A 19,062-nucleotide genomic window follows, 5' to 3' on the forward strand; every position below is an offset into this window, starting at 1 on the left:
ACGCGGGCCGTTATGTCAATGCTTCCCGCTCAGCCGCCGACCTTGACCGACATCTCGCCGATCCGGTCGATCCAGGCGTGCATGGTGTCGCCGGGTGAGACTGGTGCAACGCCCTCGGGAGTGCCCGTCATGATCACGTCGCCCGGATACAGCGTGTAGGCTTTCGAGGCGTAGGCGATGAGCTTCTGGACGTTCCAGATCAACAGGCTCGTGTTCGACTTCTGCCTGGTCTCGCCGTTCACCTTGATCTCGAAATCGAGATTGCCCGGATCGCCGATCTCGTCGGCCGTCACCACATGCGGCCCCAGCACTGTGAAAGTGTCCAGCGACTTGCGGAAGGAGCGATCCTCCGTGCCGCGGATCGTCATGTCGAGCCCGATCATGTAGCCCGCGACATGGTCGAGCGCATCGGATTCGGCGATACGAAAACCCTTCCTGCCGATCACCAGCGCAAGTTCGATCTCGTGGTCGATGCGGCGGTCTGGCCAGTCCGCGACCACCGTCTCGCTCGCGCCGATCAGCGAACTGGGCGCCTTCAGGAAGACGCCGTAATCGGCGATCGTCTTCACCTGCGTGCCGAAGTTGATCTGCTTGTCGGCCCGCGATTCATCGAGATGAAGCTGGTAATTCACCGGCGCGGCGACGATCTTACCGGGATTGGCGACGGGCGACAGCAGCCTCACGTCGCCGACTGGCCGGCCCGGCGTGGATCGGGCGAGTTCTTCCATCTTAGGGCGCAGGCGCTCGAAATGATTGAAGAAGTGGTCGCCGCGCGGCGCTGGCCATTTCAGCGGCGGCAGGTCGTCCAGGGCGGCGGTGACGTCGTGGACGAGGTCGTTGGCGACGACACCGATGCGGTCGTCGTCGAAGCGGCAGAAACGCATGGATTATTCCCTAGGCTCTCGGTGAAATCTCAGCGGGCCGCGCCACGCTCTTCGCGCCACAGGCCAAGCTTCTCCTGGGCGACGCGGTCAGAGAAGCAGAACACGAAACTGTCCTGCGTCGCCTTGAAGCTGCGCCACGTCCACCCCGGCGCGACAGCCACGTCGCGTTCGGAGAGATCGAAGTTCTTGTCGCCGATCGTCGCGGTCACGGCGCCCTCGCTGAGCGCCATCACGATGCCGTCGGTGGAGCGCATCGGCGCGGTCTCGAACCCCTTCGGCAGGTGCGTCATCCAGGCCGACATGGTCGGCATGGCCCACCCGCCGTCGATCGGATTTGCATAGCGCAGCGAGACCGCCTCGTGTGCGTCCGGCTCCTCGCCCTTCGCCGCGGCGACCAGAGCCTCGCGCGTCCGCTCGTAGGGATAGTTGAAGATCGGCGTCGTCAGCCCGTACCGCTCGACAGGCTTGAGCGGCAGCATGCCCGACCCGAAGCGGGCTATGGCGTCGCCCTCGGGGCGGGTGATCGACTGCCGCTCGTCATTGTAGTGTTCGTTGAAGCCGGCCTCGAAAAAGGAGACCAGCGGCAGGTCGAGCCCGTCCAGCCAGGCGCAGGGATCGGAGCCTTCGTTGCCGTGGTCGTGATACGCCCAGGACGGCGTGATGATGAAATCGCCACGGCGCATGGTCGTCCGCTCGCCGCCGACCGCCGTGAATGCGCCTTCGCCCTCCAGCATGAAGCGCAGTGCCGACGGCGTATGACGATGCGCCGGCGCCGTCTCGCCCGGCATGATCAACTGGATTCCGGCATACATCGTGGACGTAGCGCGCGACATGCCGGTGAAGTTCGGGTTCTCCAGCACGAGTACGCGCCGTTCTGCCTCCTGCGCAGTAAGCAACCGCCCGGACTCCATGAGCAGTGGGCGGATGTCGGAGTATCGCCAACGGTGGGGCGCGGCCTTCGACTTCGGCTCGTTCGGCAGCAGGCCGCGCAGCACCTCCCAGAGCGGAGCGAGGTTCTGCGGCGCCAGCCGGTCGTAGAAGTCCTTGCGCTGCTCGGGCGTCGAACTGGATTGTGTCATGTCGTCGTCCTTCAAGAAACTCGTTCGCTATGCGCTATTCGGCGGCAATTTTGCCGGCTTCCGCCATCGCCCGGCTCGCGACATACTCGCTGGCGAGGACCGAAGCGGCCAGAAGGAAACCGGCGACGTTGGCGATCCAGGCCCATCCCGTCATCTCGGGCGGAAGCAGGAGCAGGAAACCGCCGACCGTGGAGACGATGCGCCAGAGCGCCGGCATGCGTCTGAGCCCGTATCCGATCATGCCCGCCGAGACGAACCAGACCCCGATGATCGCCGTCGAAACCGAAAGCAGGATCGCGCTCCACGACGTGCTCTGCAACAGCAATGTCGGGGAAAAGACGAACAGGAACGGCACGATGTAGGCGGTCCAGGAAAACCGCATCGCGGCCCATCCGGTCTTCATGGGATCGGCCTTTGCGAGGTTGGCGGCGAAGAAGGCTGCGATCGCCACGGGCGGCGTCACGAAGCTCATCATGCCGAGGTAGAGGATGAACATGTGCGCGGCGAGCGGCGAGACGCCGACCTCCACGAGCGCCGGGACGATGAGCACGGCAAGAAGCACGTAGACTCCAAGCGTCGGCATGCCCATGCCGAGGATGATGCACAGCACCGCCGAGATGAAGAGCAGCAGAAGGACGTTGCCGGCGCCCATGTCGACGAGGAAGATCGTCAGAGCGAAGCCGAGCCCGGTGATCTGCAATATGCCCATGATGAAGCCGGCGGCGGCGGCGATCATGATGATGTCGGCCGAAGATACCCCGGCGCGGACAACGCAGTTCCAGATCTCCGCCAGGGTGAGGCGCTGTGCGCTATAGCCGAACACGAATCCGATCAGCATGACCGCGAGGCAGGCATAGATCGCCGCGTTCTCCGGCTCGCGGTTCAGCCAGAACAGCGCGTAGATGAGGACCGCGAATGGCAACATGAAGAGCCAGCCCTTGGCCAAGACCCGGAGCAGCCGCGGGATATCCTTGGCGGGGACGCGCAGGATGTTGCCCTTGGCCGCCTCGAGATCGGCCTGGATGAAGAGCGCGAAGTAGTAGAGCAGCGACGGCACCAGCGCGGCAATCGCGACCTCGCCATAACTGATCTGCAGGAAGTCGGCCATCAGGAAGGCGACCGCGCCCATGACCGGCGGCATCAGCTGGCCGCCGTTGGAGGCGCTCGCCTCGATCGCCGCCGCGTGCTCGGGCTTGAAACCCGATTTCTTCATCATGGGTATGGTGATGACGCCGGTGGCGAGGATGTTGGAGACGACGATGCCATTGATAGACCCGAACAGCGACGAGGCAAGCACCGAGATCTTCGCCGCGCCGCCGCGGAATCGACCCATCAGCGCCAGCGAGATGTCGTTGAAGAAGTTTGCTCCGCCAGACGAGGACAGGAGCTGGCCGAAGAAGACGAAGGGAATGACGACCGTCACCCCGATCAGCAGCACCAGCCCGAACAGGCCGCTGGTGTCGAGGCCGAGATAGACGACCATCGCGTTCAGCTCGACCTCCCTCGTCTGGAGGCTTCCGCTCACCAGATGCCCGACCAGGGCATAGGCGAAGAAGGCCAGGACGACGATGACGAGCGGCCATCCCGAAGAGCGCCGGAGGCCTTCGAGGACCAGGACCAGCAGCAGCCAGGTGACGATCAGCACGTCCCAGGGAAAGTTGAAGAACTCGCCCAGCATGCGCGGATAGTGCCACCCCATGTAGATCCCGGTCGCCAGCGAAACGGCCGCCAGGATCCAGTCATACCAGGGCACCCGCTCCCGCGGCGCATCGGCCGCGCGAAACGGGCGCACGATGTAGACCATCGCCAGCGACATTCCCAGCACGACGGCCAGGAACTGCTCGGCGAGGAAGTTCCAGCCCGCGGTGCGGTAGAGATCGGCGCCCCAGGCGATGCCGGCAAGCGCGATGCCCGCGCCAAGCAGCGTGGTCGCGATTCTGACGGCGCCGCCGGGTGGCGGCGCCTCCAGTTCACGTTCGGCCTGCATTGTCATGTGCGGCGTCGTCCCGTTCGGCTGGATTTCGGCTGTGGCTGGGTGGTCGGGCGACTACTCGCCCGGCCAGATGCCGATTTCCTTGTAGTAGCGGATCGCGCCCGGATGGTACGTGACGCCCGGCTGCTGGACTGCCAGATTGTCGGGGGTCATCGCGTTGAACGAGGGATGCGCGGCGACAAGTGCATCCTTGTTCTCGTGGATCGCCTTGACGATGTTGTAGACAGTCTCCTCGTCCGTGTTGGCGCTCACCGCCACCGTCATGGCATACTGCATGAGGTCGGTTTCGCCGATGACCCCGTTGAGGTGGGGCAGCGGGACCTGCTTGGCAACGGTGTATTCCGGCCGGATGGAGGCCATCGCCTTCTTGGCCTCCTCGGAATCGTCGAGGTCGAGGAACTTGATGCCCACCGCCGCATCGACTTCCGCCATCTTCGGAGCGCCGACGGCGAAAATGGTCGCATCGAGCCGCCCGGCCTTGAAGTCGTCCGCTGCGCGCAGGAGGTTGGCCGTCGGAACACCGTCGGTGTCGTCGAGCGTCAGGCCGGCAGTGGCCAGGATCGCGTTTGACAGCGCAATGCCCTGCGGGAAGCCCTGCCAGCCGATCGGGAAGCGCTTGCCCTTGAGATCGGCGACGCTCTCGATGCCGGAATCCTTGCGTACCAGGACGCCCACCTTGAACGGAAACACCGTTGCCGCGAGCTGCAGCTTGTCGAGCGGCTTGCCCTCGTGCTCGTCCTTGCCGCGCACGGCGATGCCGACCTCGTCGTTCGACATGAAGGTCGCCGCTGCCTGGCCCGCCTGCACCGCGCCCATCGAGGCGGCGGGGGAATTGAAGGTCACGACGCGCATCTGGATGCCCGCCTCTTCCTGGACCACCTTGGCAATCGCCTGGGTCTGGACGTTGTTGATGGATCCCGGCGGCAGCGTCGAGATGGAGACCGTCTGCGCGGCTGCCGATGTCGACAATACCGCGGACGCTGCAAACAAAGCAGCCGCGAGCTTGATGATGGATTTCATGTTCTACCTCCCAATTTTCCGCGTCAGGCGGATTCCTGTGTGCCGAGGACCGGCTGGTTTCTCCTCCCAACCTGCCTCGTTGGTTCGTCAGCCGGTCATGACAGCGCGGTCTCTGGCCGGCTCCGCTGCCAAGGCAGCGAGACGCTGCATCGCCGCGAACTGTACGACCTGGCTGGCCACGGTGCCGAGCTGGCTCTCGACATCCGCATTCGCCGGCCGGCCGTTGGCGAACGGCTTTGCCTGCGAGTTGATCGCAGCCGCATAAGGGGTCGGCCAGCCGCGCAAGGCGTGGATGATCGATCGCAGGCCGATGAGCGTCGTGCCGAGCCCTTGAGCACCGAAAGCCGTGACGACTATCCCGACGGCGCGGCCGTCGAAGTACGGGCGAGGATCGTCGCGCATGTCCTCGACATAGTCGAGCGCGTTCTTGATGACGCCCGAGAGAGCGCCGTGATAGCTCGGCGAAGAAACGATGATGCCGTCGGCATTCCGCAGCGACTGGACCAGGCGGAGTGCCGAAGGGCTTCGGTGATCGTCGGACGGATCATACATCGGAAGGTCGAGAAGCGGACCGGAAATCAGTTCCGTGGTCGCGCCAAGGGACTTGCACTCCGAAAGCACGTATCTGAGCGCGGTTTCCGATGAAGATCCTATGCGCGTGGTGCCGCCGATGCCGACGATGTGGGCCGCTCGGCCGGGGAGACCCGCGGTACGTCGCGCATGTGTCGTGTAGAAGCCTGGGCTGTCGAGCATGTTTTCGCGCCTATTCCGCCGCCATCGAACCGGCTCCGGCCTGCCGTGCCTTCGCGAAAGCGTCCTTTATGCTCGCGTGGCGGCGGTCGAGCCATTCCTCTGTTTCGGCATGGGTGAATATGTAGAAGTCACCGGCCTCGATAGCCTGAGCCACCCGCTTGCCGATCGTCTCCGGTGGGGTGCTGCCCTTGATCATATCGCCCATGAAGTGGTTTTGCGGCCGGACATAGGCTCCGCCCAGACGCTCCGGCCGGCTGCGTTCCGAAAGATGGATGCCCGTATCGACGGCCGCCGGCGCCAGCACCGAGATGCCGACATTCGTATCGGCGAGCTCGTTGCGCAGTGCTTCGCTGAGAGCCACGACCGCGTACTTGGTCATCGAATAGGCCCCCGTCATGAAATTCGGGTTTACCTGGAAGCCTCCGATCGAGGCGGTGTTGACCATGTGTGTGGCCGTTCCGCGGTCGAGCAGGCGGGGAATGAAGCTGCGGATACCGTGGATGACGCCGTAGATGTTGACGCCGATCACCCAGTCCCAGTCGCTCATCTCGATTTCATGCAGCGGCACGCCGTGCATTGCCACGCCTGCATTGTTGCACACGATGGAGATCGGCCCGAAAGCGCTCTCCAGATGATCGGCCGCGGTCTCGACAGATGACGCCTGCGAGACGTCGACCGGAAGCGCAATCGCTCTGCCCCCGGCCGCGGTGATCTGCCGGGCGGTTTCCGCGGCGTCGGATTCGCGGATGTCGGCCACGCCGACACTGACGCCACGGCTTGCGAGCGCCAGGGAAATCCCGCGCCCGATGCCGGAACCTGCGCCGGAGACATAGGCGCACATGCCACGTTCGATCTTCATCCTGCGTCCACGTCAAAGTGTGAGTTGCATGTGAGGGTATACAAGATGGACCTCCGGTCAACCGAAAACTGCGACATTCTGTCCATCATCGTTCATTCTAGTATACAACTGGCCGAAACTTGCCGCCCTCCTACCTTGCATGCGAAGACTATGCTGAAAACCGATGCGGGAGTGCCGAACAGGATGGCCAGCACAGACGGAGCGGCGCTCGCCGAACGGGAAGGGACGGACGCAGCCGGAGCTGTGGAGACGGCGTATCGCTTCATCCGCGGTGCGATCATCTCGGGCGACCTTCGCTCGGGGGAAACGCTTCAGGAGGCCAGGCTCGCCGAGCGCATCGGCGTCAGCCGCACGCCGGTGCGCGAGGCCCTGAGCCGGCTTTCCAACGAGGGCCTGGTCGTGTTGGAACGCTACCGGCGCGGCCAGGTCGCCAGTTTTTCGCAGAGAGAGGTCGCCGAGATCTTCCGGCTGCGTGCGAAGCTCGAGGCGCATGGAGCGCGACGCGCGGCGCGACGCATCACCGATGCCGACATCGCGCGCCTCGATGCGCTCGAGGTGGAGATGGAGAGCGTGTTCGCCGAATTCGGGTGGCATCGGCATCTCGCCCGCTTCGATCAGTTGAACAACGAATTTCATGCGCTCATTGCCAGGGCCGCGGACAGCCCCCGGCTCGAACGCATCCTGGCATCGTCGCTGGAGCTTCCCGCGTCCATTTTCAACGTCTACGCGGAGCCCGTCGAGGAGCGGACAAGGCGCACGCACAGGCAGCACCACGAGATCATCTCCGCCTTGAAGGCACGGAATGCCGATTGGGCCGAGGCCGCGATGGGGGCTCATCTGTTCTCGATCCTCAACGATCCCGATCCGGAACCCTGACGCGCCGCCCTCCTCTCGCGAGGAGGGCCCTGATCGCGGAGTTTACTCGGCGGCGACCGAGACCTTCCTGGCTGTGTGGTCGCGCAGGTAAGGCATCACTTCGTTGGCGTAGAGTTCCATGTTCTTGCGCGTCAGTTCGGCCGGCAGCGTCCCGAACTGCAGCAACGTCAGCAGATGGCCGAAGCCGATCTGCGACTGGTACTCCGCCAGCTTCTCGCGCACGGTCTGCGGGCTGCCGCAGATGAACATGCCCTTCTCGATCACCGTATCGATCGTCTGCTTCGTGCCGATCGAGGACTTCGCCTTCATGACGCCCATCATCGATTTGAGCGACAGATAGCCCGGCGGCAGCAGCATCTCCTTGGGCATGCGCAGGAACTTGTTGAGGAAGTTCTCGATGTGCGGCTGTGCCTCACGGCGGGCGATCTCGTCGGTCTCCGCCACATAGAGCGGCACCGACCAGCCGAGCTGGTCCTCGGTGGCCTCGTAGCCGTGCTCGGCAGCCATGTCCTTGTACATCTGCATGTACTTGGCCAGCATCGCCACCGGCGTGAAGGTCTGCAGATAGGTGTAGCGGCGCGACGGGTGCGAGGCCCATTCGATGGTCTCGCTCGAACCTTGAGACGGGATCCAGATCGGCGGATGCGGATCGTTCTGGTAGGGCCGAGGCCACAGGTTCACGTATTCGAAGTGATACTGGTCGCCCTCGAAGGCGAACGGCCCCGTCTCGGTCCAGGCCCGAACGATGAGGTCGTGCGCCTCATGAAAACGTTCGTGAGAGAGCGCGGGATTTGAACTCCAGGCGTGATACTCCGCACCGATGCCGCGCACGAAGCCGGCGATCAGGCGGCCCTCGGTGATGTTGTCCACCATCGCGAATTCTTCCGCGACGGTGACGGGGTTATTGAGCAGCGGCAGCGCGCGTCCGAGGATCGCGATCTTCACCTTCTTGGTCCGCCGCGCCAGCGCCCCCGCCATGACGCCCGGCTGCGGCATCAGCCCATAGGCGTTCTGGTGGTGCTCGTTGACGCACACGCCATCGAAGCCGAGTTGGTCGGCATATTCGAGTTCGTCGAGATAGCGGTTGTAGAGCTTGGCGCCCTTCTTCGGATCATAGTAGCTGTTGGGCAGCGTGATCCAGGCGGAATTGTACTTCTGGTCGTAATCCAGATCGAGATCCGCATAGGGCATCAGGTGCATCATGTAGAATTTCATCACGCGGCTCCTTCGATGAAGCTGACGACCTTTGAGGTGAATTCCTGCGCCTTTTCGACATGGGGCAGATGCCCGCATTCGGCGATCACCTCGAGCGAGGAGTTCGGGATGAGGTCGCGATAGGCCTGTCCGTACGCGGCGGGGATGAGCTTGTCGTCGTCGCCCCAGATGATCAGCGTCGGCACGTCCACGCGGTGCAGCCACTTCTTCAGGTGCGGGTTGTACATGCGCGGCTGCCAGCCGAGCTTGGCCGTCATCAGCCGGTTCTTCAGCACGACCATCAATTCGTCCTCGTTGGCCGGCTGCGGCACCGCCTTGGCGATCTCCTGGTTATGGAAGAGGTTCTGCGCCGTTTCCTCGGGCGACCACATGAAGATATCGCCCTTCTTGACGCCTTTCACGTGGATGCCCGCCGGAGCGACCAGCGTCAGAGTCTTGATGCTCTCGCATGAGCGCGTCGCGAGTTCGGCGGCAATCCAGCCGCCGATCGACGTGCCGAGCAGATGCACCTTTTCAAGCCCGAGATGCTCGATCAGATCGAGATAGAAAAAGGCGAGGTCGCCGATATTGTCGAGCCAGTCGGGTGTGTCGGACGACCCGAAGCCGGGGTGTTCCGGTACGATCAGGTCGTACTTCTCGGCCAGCATGTCCATGAAGGGCAGCCAGCGCGGCACGCCTGTTGCACCATGCAGGAAAAGCAGCGGCTCGCCCTTGCCCTTCCGCATCATGCGGATCCGGCAACCGGTGACGGTTTCGAATGATTCCTCGTGCGCCATTCCGCGCGACCTCCCTGAAGCGCTTGGCCGGGTTCCCCGGCCGTTTCCTCACCCCATTGTACACACTTATTCCGAAAATGCGTCAACGGGAATGTTGCCAACCTTAGAGCGATTGGGTCCTGAATCCGGCATATAGTATTGAATTAATTACATAAAAATTCCAGAAATGATTTTCCTTGTCCAATAGCCTCGAATAGGGTTTGCATACCATTCTGCAGCGGGAGGATGGAATGGGATACGCTGAACGGTTTTCTCTGGAAGGCAGGATCGGCCTTGTCACGGGCGCGGCGAGCGGCCTGGGGCTGTCGATCTCGCAGGTGCTGGCCGAGGCGGGTGCGCATGTCGTGCTGACCGATGTGGACGGCGCCGCGCTGGAGCGCGCGAGGGCTGCAGTGAAAGAGAGCGGCGGCAGTGCCGAAGCGCACGTCCTCGACGTCTCCGACCGCGGGGCGCTCCGCGCGGCGGCCGACGAAGTGGCGGCCAGGCACGGCAGCCTCGACATCATGGTCGCCAATGCCGGCATCACCGCCGGGCCGGGCTATCTCACCGACGCGGGCCAGATCAACGCAGTCGATGATACGCAATGGGACCGGGTGCTGGGCATCAATCTCACCGGCGTCTTCGCCTCGATCCAGGCGGCGGCGAAGCACATGAAGCGGCAGCGCAGCGGTCGTATCCTCGCGGTCGCCTCGGTCGCGGGTCTGAAGTCGGAGGTGATGTGCGGCTACGCCTACACGGCGACGAAAGCCGCGGTAGTCAATCTCGTTCGGCAGGCGGCGATGGAACTCGCGCCGTACGACGTGATGGTCAACGGCATCGCGCCCGGCCCCTTCCGCACCAATATCGCGGGTGGCCGCATAAGACAGCCCGAAGTAGAGGCGCAGTTCGCTTCGATGGTGCCGCTCGGACGGATCGCCGATCCTGAGGAGATCAAGGGGCTGGCACTCCTTCTGTCCTCCCACGCGTCGAGCTTCATCACGGGCGTCACGATCCCGATCGATGGAGGGATTATGGCGAAGTAACCGTACAGCCTCAACAAAGCTGCACGGCCGGGCAACGGTTGGACAGGTGAAATCGTCCCAATTCGGCGGGGATACCTCCTTGATCGGGCGGCGGATCGGTATCATATGAAGTCGGCTGAAGATGCCGATCCTTCAGGTCTTCATCCACCATTCATCCATGAGTAGCGACGCCAGATTGGCGGCAAGTTTGGAGTGCCGCGTCCGTCCCGCGACTGCCGATCAGCCGATGCCCGCAAAGATCAGACCGCATATTGATAACCTCGTCGGACTTTATTACCCGTTCGGGGAACAACCGATCAGCTTCCGGTCGGAGGATTTCTGATGACTGTGGCTGACGCGCGCGCCGAGACGAACCCCCTTCCGATCGAGGTGGCATCCTTCAGGGTGCTCACGGACTCGATGCCGCAAATGGTCTGGTCTACGAGGCCCGACGGGCATCACGACTACTACAATGCACGATGGTATGAATTTACCGGGGTATCGCCTGGCTCCACAGACGGCGAGGAATGGGCGGGTATGTTCCATCCGGACGACCGGCCGGAGGCATGGAAACGGTGGCTTCATTCACTCGAAACGGGCGATCCTTATGAAGTGGAGTACCGACTCCGCCACCACACCGGCGAGTATCGGTGGACCATCGGGCGTGCAGCACCCATCCGCGATGAGCGTGGACGGATCGTGCGATGGATCGGGACCTGTACGGATATCAACGACTCCAAGGCTGTAGCGGAAGAAAACGAGATCCTGAGCCGCGAACTCAGTCATCGCATCAAGAACATTTTTTCGGTGCTTGGAGGGCTGATCTCCCTTTCTGCACGGCAATTCCCCGAAGCGCGAGAGTTCGCGAAGGCACTCCGTCAGCGGATTGCGGCACTCGGCCGTGCGAACGAGTTCGTCAGGCCGCACAGCGAAAAGTCCCGGCCCCTGATCGGTCGCACAACCTTGATCGGGCTCATACAAATGCTGGCGAGCCCGTACCCCGCATTCGAGGGAGGTCGCATCAGGATCAGTGGAGACGATGTGCCGGTCGACGATCGCGGCGCCACACCCGTCTCGCTGATCTTCCACGAGCTTCTGACGAACTCACTGAAGCACGGTTCGCTCTCGACAGCGGAAGGGCTGGTCGAAATCACCCTCCGCGCGGAAGACGGCTCTGTTCACATCGCATGGGTCGAATCGGGAGGGCCCCTCGTATCGGCTGCTCCGACCGAACTGGGCTTCGGTACCACGCTCACCGAGATCAGCGCCGAAGGTCAACTGGGTGGTCAGCTGGAGCGATTCTGGAAGGCCGATGGATTGACGGTGCGCCTGCGGGTTCCGTTGGCTCGCCTGTACCGGGCAAGTGACGCTTAGGCGAACCGTTGGAACCGCGGCGGTAGCTGAGAGGTCTGTGTGTGCATCGAAGCCTCCGAGGCCCATCGCACCACATCGAGAAGCGAATCTTCGTCTGCCGGTTTCTCGATCACGCCGAGCGCATGAGGAACCCCTTGCGCCACCAGGGATGGATTGGCGGTAACGAAGACGACCCGTGCACCCAGTTTGCCGAGTTCCTCCCCGATCAAATGCCCCGTCAGTCCATCGGCAAGGTGCAGATCGACGAGCGCGATGTCGGGACGGTTCTGCCTGACTTTCGCACGCACTTCTTCCCGCGTCGATGCAATCCCCGCCGATATGAATCCTGCGTCCTCAAGGGCCGCTTCCATATCGAGGGCGATCAGATACTCGTCTTCTACTATAAGCACTTTCTGTGGCATGTTCTTCGTCACACTGTTGCGGGTCGTAATCCGCTTCGCCTCCATCGCGGCCAACTTCCGCCGCCGTGCGGCGAGAACGCGGGTGAAGCAGGAAAGTTCCAGCGACTTCTGATCCTGACTGCGGTTTCGGCATAGTCGCTTTGGCAATACCGACCGTGACCAGCGCCTTTGCGATAGCCAGGCCCAGGCCGCGGGGGTCATTCTGCGGGACGATTGAGCGTTTGCCCCCGGCGGAGTTGTCGTGCGCGCCGGAGGGTTCATCGCTTCCGCGATTGTCGTGAAGCGACCTGGGTTCCGAGCGAGCCGGAAAGGCGTGCCTTGCCACCTTCATATCGTGATGAAGACGCATGTTCCCCATCCGCAGTCGTTTTAGTCCGGCTAAAAATCCCGCTTGACAAGCCAATTCGGCTTGGTCAGATTTTACAAATACTAAAACGGGTGCAGCTTGGAAAATCACATCGAGTTCGCAGGCGACGACGATACCGCCCCGCAGGTGCCGCTGGGTGATCGGTTGCGCGCCCGCCGTCGGGCTCTCGGCCTCACCCTCAAGGAAGTCGCGGACGGCGCCGGTCTGTCGGTGGGCTTCATTTCCCAGATCGAGAGGGGGATCACGACGCCATCGCTCTCCTCGCTCGCCAACGTGGCTCGTGTCCTGAAGGTTCACCTGAGCGAATTCCTGTCGCAGCCGAAGGTCACGGCTCCGATGACGCGGCACGACCAGCGGCCGCACTATGCGGTCGGCGGCAACTCGCTCGTCTACGAACGACTGTCCACCTCCTTCCCGGGCAACGTGCTGCGCAGCGTCATCATCCACGAGCCGCCGGGATATCGATCCGAGCCGATCGCGCATGACGGCGAGGAGATATTCTACGTCCTCGAAGGCGGGATCACCGTCGAAATCGAAGGGGAGATCAACATCCTCGAAGCTGGAGACTCGCTCCATTTCCCGTCGACTCGGATTCACTCGTCCTGGAACCACACCGGCCTGCCGGCCACGATCCTGCACACGTGCACCATGGACGTCTTCGGTGACGATCAGAATGCGCAGGGCGAGCATCCCGTCCTCCGCCGGGTCGCTCTCAACGGGAACGAAACTGCCAAACCAAAGAAAACCACAGGGGAATCGTCATGAACAAGACTACAAGAATGCTCTCGGCAGCGCTCCTCGCCGCGACCTTTCTCACACCCGCGATGATCGCGCAGGCTTCGGCCCAGTCCGTCCTGCGTCTCGATGAAGTTGCAGTCGGAGAGCTCGATCCCGGGAAGGCGACGGACTACGCCGACTCGATCCTGATGTTCAACGTCTACGACACGCTGGTCCTGCCGATACAGGGCGGCCCGGGCTATGCGCCGCATCTGGCCGAAAGCTGGGAGGCTGAGGGCTCGGATTTCGTCTTCAAACTGCGCGAGGACGTGAAATTCCAGAGCGGCAACCCGCTGACCGCCGAGGACGTCGTCTTCTCCTTCGACCGCATGAAGGAACTCGGACAGGGGCTGTCATTCGTCTTCGACAAGGTCGAAAGCGCAGAAGCGGTCGACGAACACACCGTCCGTTTCAATCTGACCGAAGCCTATTCGCCCTTCATCGCCTCGCTCGTGCGGCTGCCGATCATCGACAAGAAGTTGGTGATGGAGAACCTCGGCGAAGGCGAGGGGGAGATGAAGGACTGGGGTCAGGCCTATCTTTCCGGCAACAGCGCGGGAACAGGCGCTTACGCGGTCGTTTCGCACAACCCGCAGCAGGAAACGGTCATGGAGAAGAACCCGGACTATTTCCTGGGCGTTCCTGACGTCGCTCCGGACCAGGTTCGTCTGCGCTATGGCCTCGAGGCCGCGACGGTACGGACGCTCATCGCCCAGGGCGAGCACGACATCTCCTCGCAGTGGCTGCCGCCGGAGGTGCTGAAGTCGCTCGCCGCGGACGGCGCGCAGATCCTGACCGAGACCGGCGGCGGCGCCTTCTACGTCAAGATGAACACCCAGAAGCCGCCGCTCGACGACGTCAACTGCCGCATGGCGCTGGCGAAAGCCTACGACTACGCCGCCGGGATCACCATGGTGGCAGTCACCGACGACGTCGCGCAGGGAAGCCCGTCCACCGGCGCGGTTCCGGTCGGCATGTTCGGCGCCAACCCGGCCGAAGACGTGCTGAAGCGCGATCTCGAAGCCGCGAAGCAGCGCCTCGCGGACTGCAAGTACAGCCCGGAGGACTTCACGCTCGAACTGTCGTGGATCGGCGAAGTGCCGATCGAGGAGCGCTTCGCATTGCTCATGCAGGCGAACTTCGCCGAACTCGGCATCAAGTCCGAGATCCGCAAGGTGCCGTGGGCGCTCTACACGGAGCAGGTCGCCAAGCCCGAGAACACGCCCAACATCTCGCAGATATTCGTGAACGCGGTCACCGGGGATCCCGATACGCTGCTCTACCCGATGTACCACTCTTCGGTCGCGGGAACGTGGCAGTCGCCCGAATATCTGAAGGACGACAAGGTCGACGAACTCCTGGCCAAGGGCCGTACCGTCACCGATCCCGCCGAACGCGAGGCGGCCTATGCCGAACTCAACGACCGGCTGATGGAGATCGCGCCGACGATCTACGGCTATGATCGCCAGTCCCTGTTCGCCGCGTCCAATCGCGTGAAAGCCCCGGCGCTCAGCGATCCGGAGAAGGCGTTCGGGCTCGACGGAATGGGCTTCTCCTTCCGGCTCATGGAAATGACGGGCGAGTAGCGCCCGCAACCCGCGGGGCCGGCGACTGGCGCCGGCCCTTCGCAAACGGACATACGATCATGCCGCCTGTCGTCCGCCTCCTCGCGAAGCGGCTAGGGACTTCGCTCATCGTGTTGGCGGGGGTCTCGATGCTGATATTCGCCATTGCCCGGATCATTCCCGGCGATCCCGCCCGCATCGCGCTGGGGCCGAACGCCACGGCCGAGCAACTCGCGATGCTGCGCGAACGGCTGCATCTCGACGATTCCATCGTCGTGCAATACGCGTATTTCATCCGTGATCTGTTCCAAGGAGATCTCGGCATCTCCCTCTACACGAACCGTCCGGTGACCGCCGACATCGCGCAGTTCCTGCCAGCCACGCTGGAGCTGATCGTCGTGGCCGGACTGATGATGGTGCTGGTCGGCTTGCCGCTCGGGATCATCTCGGCGCGCTACCGGGGGTCGTGGGCGGACAATCTCATCCGCCTGGTGACGCTGCTCGGCGTGTCCGCGCCAAGCTTCGTGTGGGCGGTCATCCTCATGCTGCTCTTCGCTTTCTTCCTGCCGATCTTCCCGATCGCGGGCCGCATCACCGACAGCTACACGATCGATCCGGTCACCGGCTTCCTGTTCATCGATACGCTGCTGGCGGGCAATGTTGCCGCTTTCGGCGATGCCGCATGGCACATCATACTGCCGGCCTTCGCGCTGGCGCTCTCTGGGATCGGGCAGGCGGCCCGTCTGACGCGCTCCAACATGGTGGAGACCTACGACAAGCCGTACATCGAGATGGCGCAGTCCTACGGATTCCCGGAATCGAAGATCGCGCGCCGCTTCGCCTTCCGCCCATCGCTCATCCCGTCGCTCACCATCATCGGTCTGGATTTCGCGGCGATGCTCGGCAACGCGTTCCTTGTCGAGGCGGTGTTCGCGTGGCCGGGGCTCTCCCGCTACGGCGTCGCCGTCATCCTCAGGAAAGACCTGAACGCCATCGTCGGCACGGTCCTCATCATCTCGGCCATGTTCCTCGTCGTGAACATCGTGGTCGACCTCCTGATCGCCTTCATCAATCCGCGCATCCGTTTGTCGCAGAGGGCTGCATGAAGCGGACGCTCTTCATCCTGCTTCGCAATCCGCTGTCGGTGATCGGCCTGATCCTGGTCGGAACCGTCGTCCTATCGGCCATCTTCGCCGATTTCATCGCGCCTTTTCCCAGCCACAGCGGAGCCGTCGTCGACTTCGCCAACTTCAACAAGGCGCCGGAATGGCCCTATATCTTCGGAACCGATCTCGTCGGCCGGGATCTCTTTTCGCGCATCCTCTACGCCTACCGCATCTCGCTGCTTCTCGGCGTGGTGGTGCTAGCGGTCGCGGTTCCCGTGGGTGTCACCATCGGCCTCGTCGCGGGTTACGTGGGCGGCTGGACCGAATACGTGCTGATGCGGGTGACGGACGTTTTCCTGTCCATCCCGCCGCTGGTTCTCGCGCTCTCGATGATGGGGTTGCTGGAGCCGACGCTGACCAACGGCATGTTGGCGGTCACGGTGATGTGGTGGCCCTGGTACACGCGGCTCGTCTACAATCTCACCCGCTCGGAGAAGGAAGAAGGCTACGTGCTCGCGGCGGAGGTGATCGGCGCGTCGAAAGCGCATGTGATCTTCCGCGAAATCCTGCCGAACTGCGTGCCGTCGATCGTCACCAAGATGACGCTCGACCTCGGCTTCGTCATCCTCATCGCCTCCTCGCTCTCATTCCTCGGGCTCGGTGTGCAGCCGCCCACGCCTGACCTGGGTTCCATGGTGGCCGACGGCGCAAAGTACTTGCCCGATTCCTGGTGGCTGACCGTGTTTCCGGGGCTCGCCATCCTTGTCGCGGTCTTCGGCTTCAACCTGCTCGGCGATGCTCTGCGGGACGTGCTCGGAGCCGAGCAATGACCGCGCCGACGCTTCTTATCCGGGACCTGCACCTCGGCTTCCGCGGCTGGGCCGGGCAGGTCGACGTGCTGCACGGAATCTCCCTCCATATCAACAAGGGCGAGCGGGTGGCGCTCGTGGGCGAGTCCGGTTCGGGCAAGTCGGTCACCGCGCGCATCGTCCTGGGGCTCCTGCAGCAGACACGCAGTGCTAGGGTATCGGGACTGGTCGCGTTCGATGGCCGCGATCTCGCCGAACTGTCGGAGACGGAACGGCATCGTCTGCGCGGCAACCGCATGTCGATGATCTTTCAGGATCCGATGTCCTCGCTCAATCCGGTCTTTCGCATCGGCGAGCAGTTCCACGAGGTGCTGAAGCGGGCGGAGCCCGGCATAGGTCCGGTCGCGGCGGGGGACAAGGCCGCCGCCGCGCTGGCGGACGTCGCCATTCCCGATCCGCAGCGGGCGCTCGATTCCTACGCGTTCCAGCTTTCGGGTGGCATGAACCAGCGCGTCATGATTGCGATGGCGCTGGCCAACGAACCTTCGCTGCTGATCGCCGACGAACCGGGCACCGCCCTCGACGTCACCGTCCAGGCGCAGACTTTGCAGCTGATGCGCGCCCTCGTGGAGAAGCATCGCACCTCGGTGCTGTTCATCTCGCACAATCTCGGCGTGGTCCGCGAGTTCGCCGACCGGGTCTACGTTATCTACAAGGGCCGGATCGTCGAACACGGGCGCACCGCCGATCTGTTCGCCGATCCGCGCCATCCCTATACCCGCGCGCTGCTTTCGGCCGTGCCGCGCATCACCGGAGAGGGCATCCCGGAAATCGAGGACGTTTCGGAGTACTACTTCCAGCCGCTGGTCGTGCACGACGGGTGTGCCGAGCCGGAGATTGCCGGATGACGCATTTCCTTTCGCTTCGGTCGGTCTCCAAGATTTTCGCCCAGGGCGGTCATGAGGTGCGGGCCGTCGAAGACGTCTCCATCGACGTCGAGGAAGGCGAATGCCTCGCCATCGTCGGCGAGAGCGGCTCGGGCAAATCGACGATCGCCAACATGATCCTCGGCATCTATCCCCCTTCGATCGGCACGATCTCCTACCGGGGTGAGTTGCTGCCTGCGCGACGCACGCTTGCCCATCGTCGCGCGATCCAGCTCGTTCAGCAGAACCCGCTGTCTTCTCTCAATCCGCAACGCTCGGTCGGCGCATCCCTGCGCCTGCCGCTGGACGTCCATGGCCTCGGAGAACGAGCGCGGCGCCGCGATCGGGTCGGGCAACTGCTCGAAGAGGTGGGGCTGCCGGCGGACTATGCACGGCGCTCGCCGGGATCGCTTTCGGGCGGTCAGCGCCAGCGCGTGGCGATTGCGAGGGCGCTTGCCTGCGAATCCGAACTCGTGGTGCTCGACGAACCGACGTCGGCGCTCGACGTGCTGGTCCAGGCCCGGGTGCTGAAGCTGCTGGACGGCCTGCGCCGCAAGCGGGGCCTGACCTACGTCTTCATCACCCACGATCTCTCCGTCGTTCGCAACATCGCCGATCGCGTCGCGGTCTTCGAGCGCGGCCGGTTGGTCGAGCTCAACCAGACCGGAAAGATCTTTTCCGATCCGGATCACGACTACACGCGCCGTCTCATCGGCGCCGTCCCGGTCGTCACCGCCGAAGAGGTTCGGCTGCGCGACCGTCTCATGAAGAAGGAAAATGCAAGTGCCTGACTACGCGAAGTTCCTCACGGCGGCGGGCGCCGCCGGGCCGCAGCCGCAGCCCGTATTCGATGCCCTCTGCGCACTGACGCAGGAACTGGTGGGCGCCAGACTCTTCACCATCATGACCAGCGACCGCGCGCATCGGGTCAATGCGCGGGTCTATTCGAACATGCCAGACGCTTATCCGGTCTCGGGAACGAAGCCGGCTAACGAGACCGACTGGTCTCGTCAGGTGATCGGCGAAAGGAAGACTTTCGTCGCCAATGACATCGAGGGAATCAAGGCCGTGTTCGACGACTGGAAACTGATCCGCTCGCTCGGCTGCGAGAGCGTCATGAACGTGCCGATCCTGATCGACGGCGAGGTCGCCGGAACCATCAACTGCCTGGACGCGGCGGGCCACTACACGCCCGAACGCGTCGAGGCCGCCGAAGCGCTCAAGCTGCCCGGCCTCGTCTGCCTTCTGCTGCACGACCGAACGAACCGAAAGGGAGCCTGA

19 protein-coding genes are annotated in these 19,062 nt (G+C 63.4%); 10 read left to right on the forward strand and 9 right to left on the reverse strand.

The window, feature by feature from the left end; genetic code table 11:
- Nucleotides 1-29: 29 nt before the first annotated feature.
- The 6 genes from BSQ44_RS04320 to BSQ44_RS04345 all read right to left on the reverse strand — a co-directional run bounded on the left by BSQ44_RS04320 (nucleotide 30) and on the right by BSQ44_RS04345 (nucleotide 6,588).
- Entirely contained in the window at nucleotides 30-884 is an 855-nt protein-coding gene (locus BSQ44_RS04320) for a fumarylacetoacetate hydrolase family protein (protein ID WP_072602106.1), read from the reverse strand.
- A 29-nt stretch (nucleotides 885-913) separates the two neighbouring features.
- Nucleotides 914-1,963 (reverse strand): gentisate 1,2-dioxygenase, encoded by a 1,050-nt coding sequence (gene gtdA, locus BSQ44_RS04325; RefSeq protein WP_072607848.1) that lies wholly within the window; start codon nucleotides 1,961-1,963, stop codon nucleotides 914-916.
- Nucleotides 1,964-1,997: 34 nt separating this feature from the next.
- Entirely contained in the window at nucleotides 1,998-3,956 is a 1,959-nt protein-coding gene (locus tag BSQ44_RS04330; RefSeq protein ID WP_072602107.1) for a TRAP transporter permease, read from the reverse strand.
- 54 nt (nucleotides 3,957-4,010) lie between these two features.
- A complete protein-coding gene (locus BSQ44_RS04335; RefSeq protein WP_072602108.1) occupies nucleotides 4,011-4,976 on the reverse strand; it encodes a TAXI family TRAP transporter solute-binding subunit in 966 nt (321 codons plus the stop codon).
- Between the two features lie 87 nt (nucleotides 4,977-5,063).
- Nucleotides 5,064-5,729 (reverse strand): NADPH-dependent FMN reductase, encoded by a 666-nt coding sequence (locus BSQ44_RS04340; protein ID WP_072602109.1) that lies wholly within the window; start codon nucleotides 5,727-5,729, stop codon nucleotides 5,064-5,066.
- A 10-nt stretch (nucleotides 5,730-5,739) separates the two neighbouring features.
- Complete coding sequence (locus BSQ44_RS04345) at nucleotides 5,740-6,588, reverse strand: SDR family NAD(P)-dependent oxidoreductase (RefSeq protein ID WP_072602110.1); 849 nt, start codon at nucleotides 6,586-6,588, stop codon at nucleotides 5,740-5,742.
- A gap of 45 nt (nucleotides 6,589-6,633) precedes the next feature.
- On the opposite strand from BSQ44_RS04345, the gene BSQ44_RS04350 reads away from it, so the two are divergent.
- Nucleotides 6,634-7,464: a GntR family transcriptional regulator gene (locus BSQ44_RS04350; protein WP_235633344.1), complete on the forward strand. Its 831-nt coding sequence runs from the start codon at nucleotides 6,634-6,636 to the stop codon at nucleotides 7,462-7,464.
- Between the two features lie 42 nt (nucleotides 7,465-7,506).
- Here the strand turns inward: BSQ44_RS04350 and BSQ44_RS04355 are convergent, their stop codons facing one another.
- The gene (locus tag BSQ44_RS04355) at nucleotides 7,507-8,679 is read right to left on the reverse strand and encodes an LLM class flavin-dependent oxidoreductase (RefSeq protein WP_072602111.1); all 1,173 of its coding nucleotides are present in this window, start codon (nucleotides 8,677-8,679) and stop codon (nucleotides 7,507-7,509) included.
- The gene (locus BSQ44_RS04360; protein ID WP_072602112.1) at nucleotides 8,679-9,455 is read right to left on the reverse strand and encodes an alpha/beta fold hydrolase; all 777 of its coding nucleotides are present in this window, start codon (nucleotides 9,453-9,455) and stop codon (nucleotides 8,679-8,681) included. Before BSQ44_RS04360 ends, BSQ44_RS04355 begins: the two co-directional genes overlap by 1 nt.
- Before the next feature lie 230 nt (nucleotides 9,456-9,685).
- Between BSQ44_RS04360 and BSQ44_RS04365 the strand changes: the two genes are divergently transcribed.
- Entirely contained in the window at nucleotides 9,686-10,477 is a 792-nt protein-coding gene (locus tag BSQ44_RS04365; RefSeq protein WP_072602113.1) for an SDR family NAD(P)-dependent oxidoreductase, read from the forward strand.
- A gap of 321 nt (nucleotides 10,478-10,798) precedes the next feature.
- Nucleotides 10,799-11,830 carry a sensor histidine kinase gene (locus tag BSQ44_RS04375; protein ID WP_072602115.1) on the forward strand — a complete coding sequence of 344 codons (1,032 nt, stop codon included), beginning with the start codon at nucleotides 10,799-10,801 and terminating at the stop codon, nucleotides 11,828-11,830.
- Here BSQ44_RS04375 and BSQ44_RS26240 read toward each other — a convergent pair.
- Complete coding sequence (locus tag BSQ44_RS26240; protein WP_235633404.1) at nucleotides 11,827-12,276, reverse strand: response regulator; 450 nt, start codon at nucleotides 12,274-12,276, stop codon at nucleotides 11,827-11,829. The two genes, BSQ44_RS04375 and BSQ44_RS26240, sit on opposite strands and share 4 nt — an antisense overlap.
- 400 nt (nucleotides 12,277-12,676) lie before the next feature.
- Here BSQ44_RS26240 and BSQ44_RS04385 point away from each other — a divergent pair, with 400 nt between their 5' ends.
- Genes BSQ44_RS04385 through BSQ44_RS04415 form a run of 7 tightly spaced genes read left to right on the forward strand, consistent with a single transcriptional unit; the run spans nucleotide 12,677 to nucleotide 19,062 of the window.
- Nucleotides 12,677-13,363, forward strand: a complete 687-nt coding sequence (locus BSQ44_RS04385) for a helix-turn-helix domain-containing protein (protein WP_072602116.1) — start codon at nucleotides 12,677-12,679, stop codon at nucleotides 13,361-13,363.
- Nucleotides 13,360-14,961 carry an ABC transporter substrate-binding protein gene (locus tag BSQ44_RS04390; protein WP_072602117.1) on the forward strand — a complete coding sequence of 534 codons (1,602 nt, stop codon included), beginning with the start codon at nucleotides 13,360-13,362 and terminating at the stop codon, nucleotides 14,959-14,961. The genes BSQ44_RS04385 and BSQ44_RS04390 overlap by 4 nt, the downstream gene beginning before the upstream one ends.
- Before the next feature lie 59 nt (nucleotides 14,962-15,020).
- Nucleotides 15,021-16,046 (forward strand): ABC transporter permease, encoded by a 1,026-nt coding sequence (locus tag BSQ44_RS04395; RefSeq protein ID WP_072602118.1) that lies wholly within the window; start codon nucleotides 15,021-15,023, stop codon nucleotides 16,044-16,046.
- The gene (locus tag BSQ44_RS04400; RefSeq protein ID WP_072602119.1) at nucleotides 16,043-16,876 is read left to right on the forward strand and encodes an ABC transporter permease; all 834 of its coding nucleotides are present in this window, start codon (nucleotides 16,043-16,045) and stop codon (nucleotides 16,874-16,876) included. Before BSQ44_RS04395 ends, BSQ44_RS04400 begins: the two co-directional genes overlap by 4 nt.
- Complete coding sequence (locus tag BSQ44_RS04405; RefSeq protein WP_072602120.1) at nucleotides 16,873-17,763, forward strand: ABC transporter ATP-binding protein; 891 nt, start codon at nucleotides 16,873-16,875, stop codon at nucleotides 17,761-17,763. Before BSQ44_RS04400 ends, BSQ44_RS04405 begins: the two co-directional genes overlap by 4 nt.
- Nucleotides 17,760-18,572, forward strand: a complete 813-nt coding sequence (locus BSQ44_RS04410) for an ABC transporter ATP-binding protein (RefSeq protein WP_072602121.1) — start codon at nucleotides 17,760-17,762, stop codon at nucleotides 18,570-18,572. The genes BSQ44_RS04405 and BSQ44_RS04410 overlap by 4 nt, the downstream gene beginning before the upstream one ends.
- Nucleotides 18,565-19,062, forward strand: a complete 498-nt coding sequence (locus BSQ44_RS04415) for a GAF domain-containing protein (protein ID WP_210187919.1) — start codon at nucleotides 18,565-18,567, stop codon at nucleotides 19,060-19,062. Before BSQ44_RS04410 ends, BSQ44_RS04415 begins: the two co-directional genes overlap by 8 nt.

The organism is Aquibium oceanicum (genome assembly GCF_001889605.1).
Taxonomy (GTDB): domain Bacteria; phylum Pseudomonadota; class Alphaproteobacteria; order Rhizobiales; family Rhizobiaceae; genus Aquibium; species Aquibium oceanicum.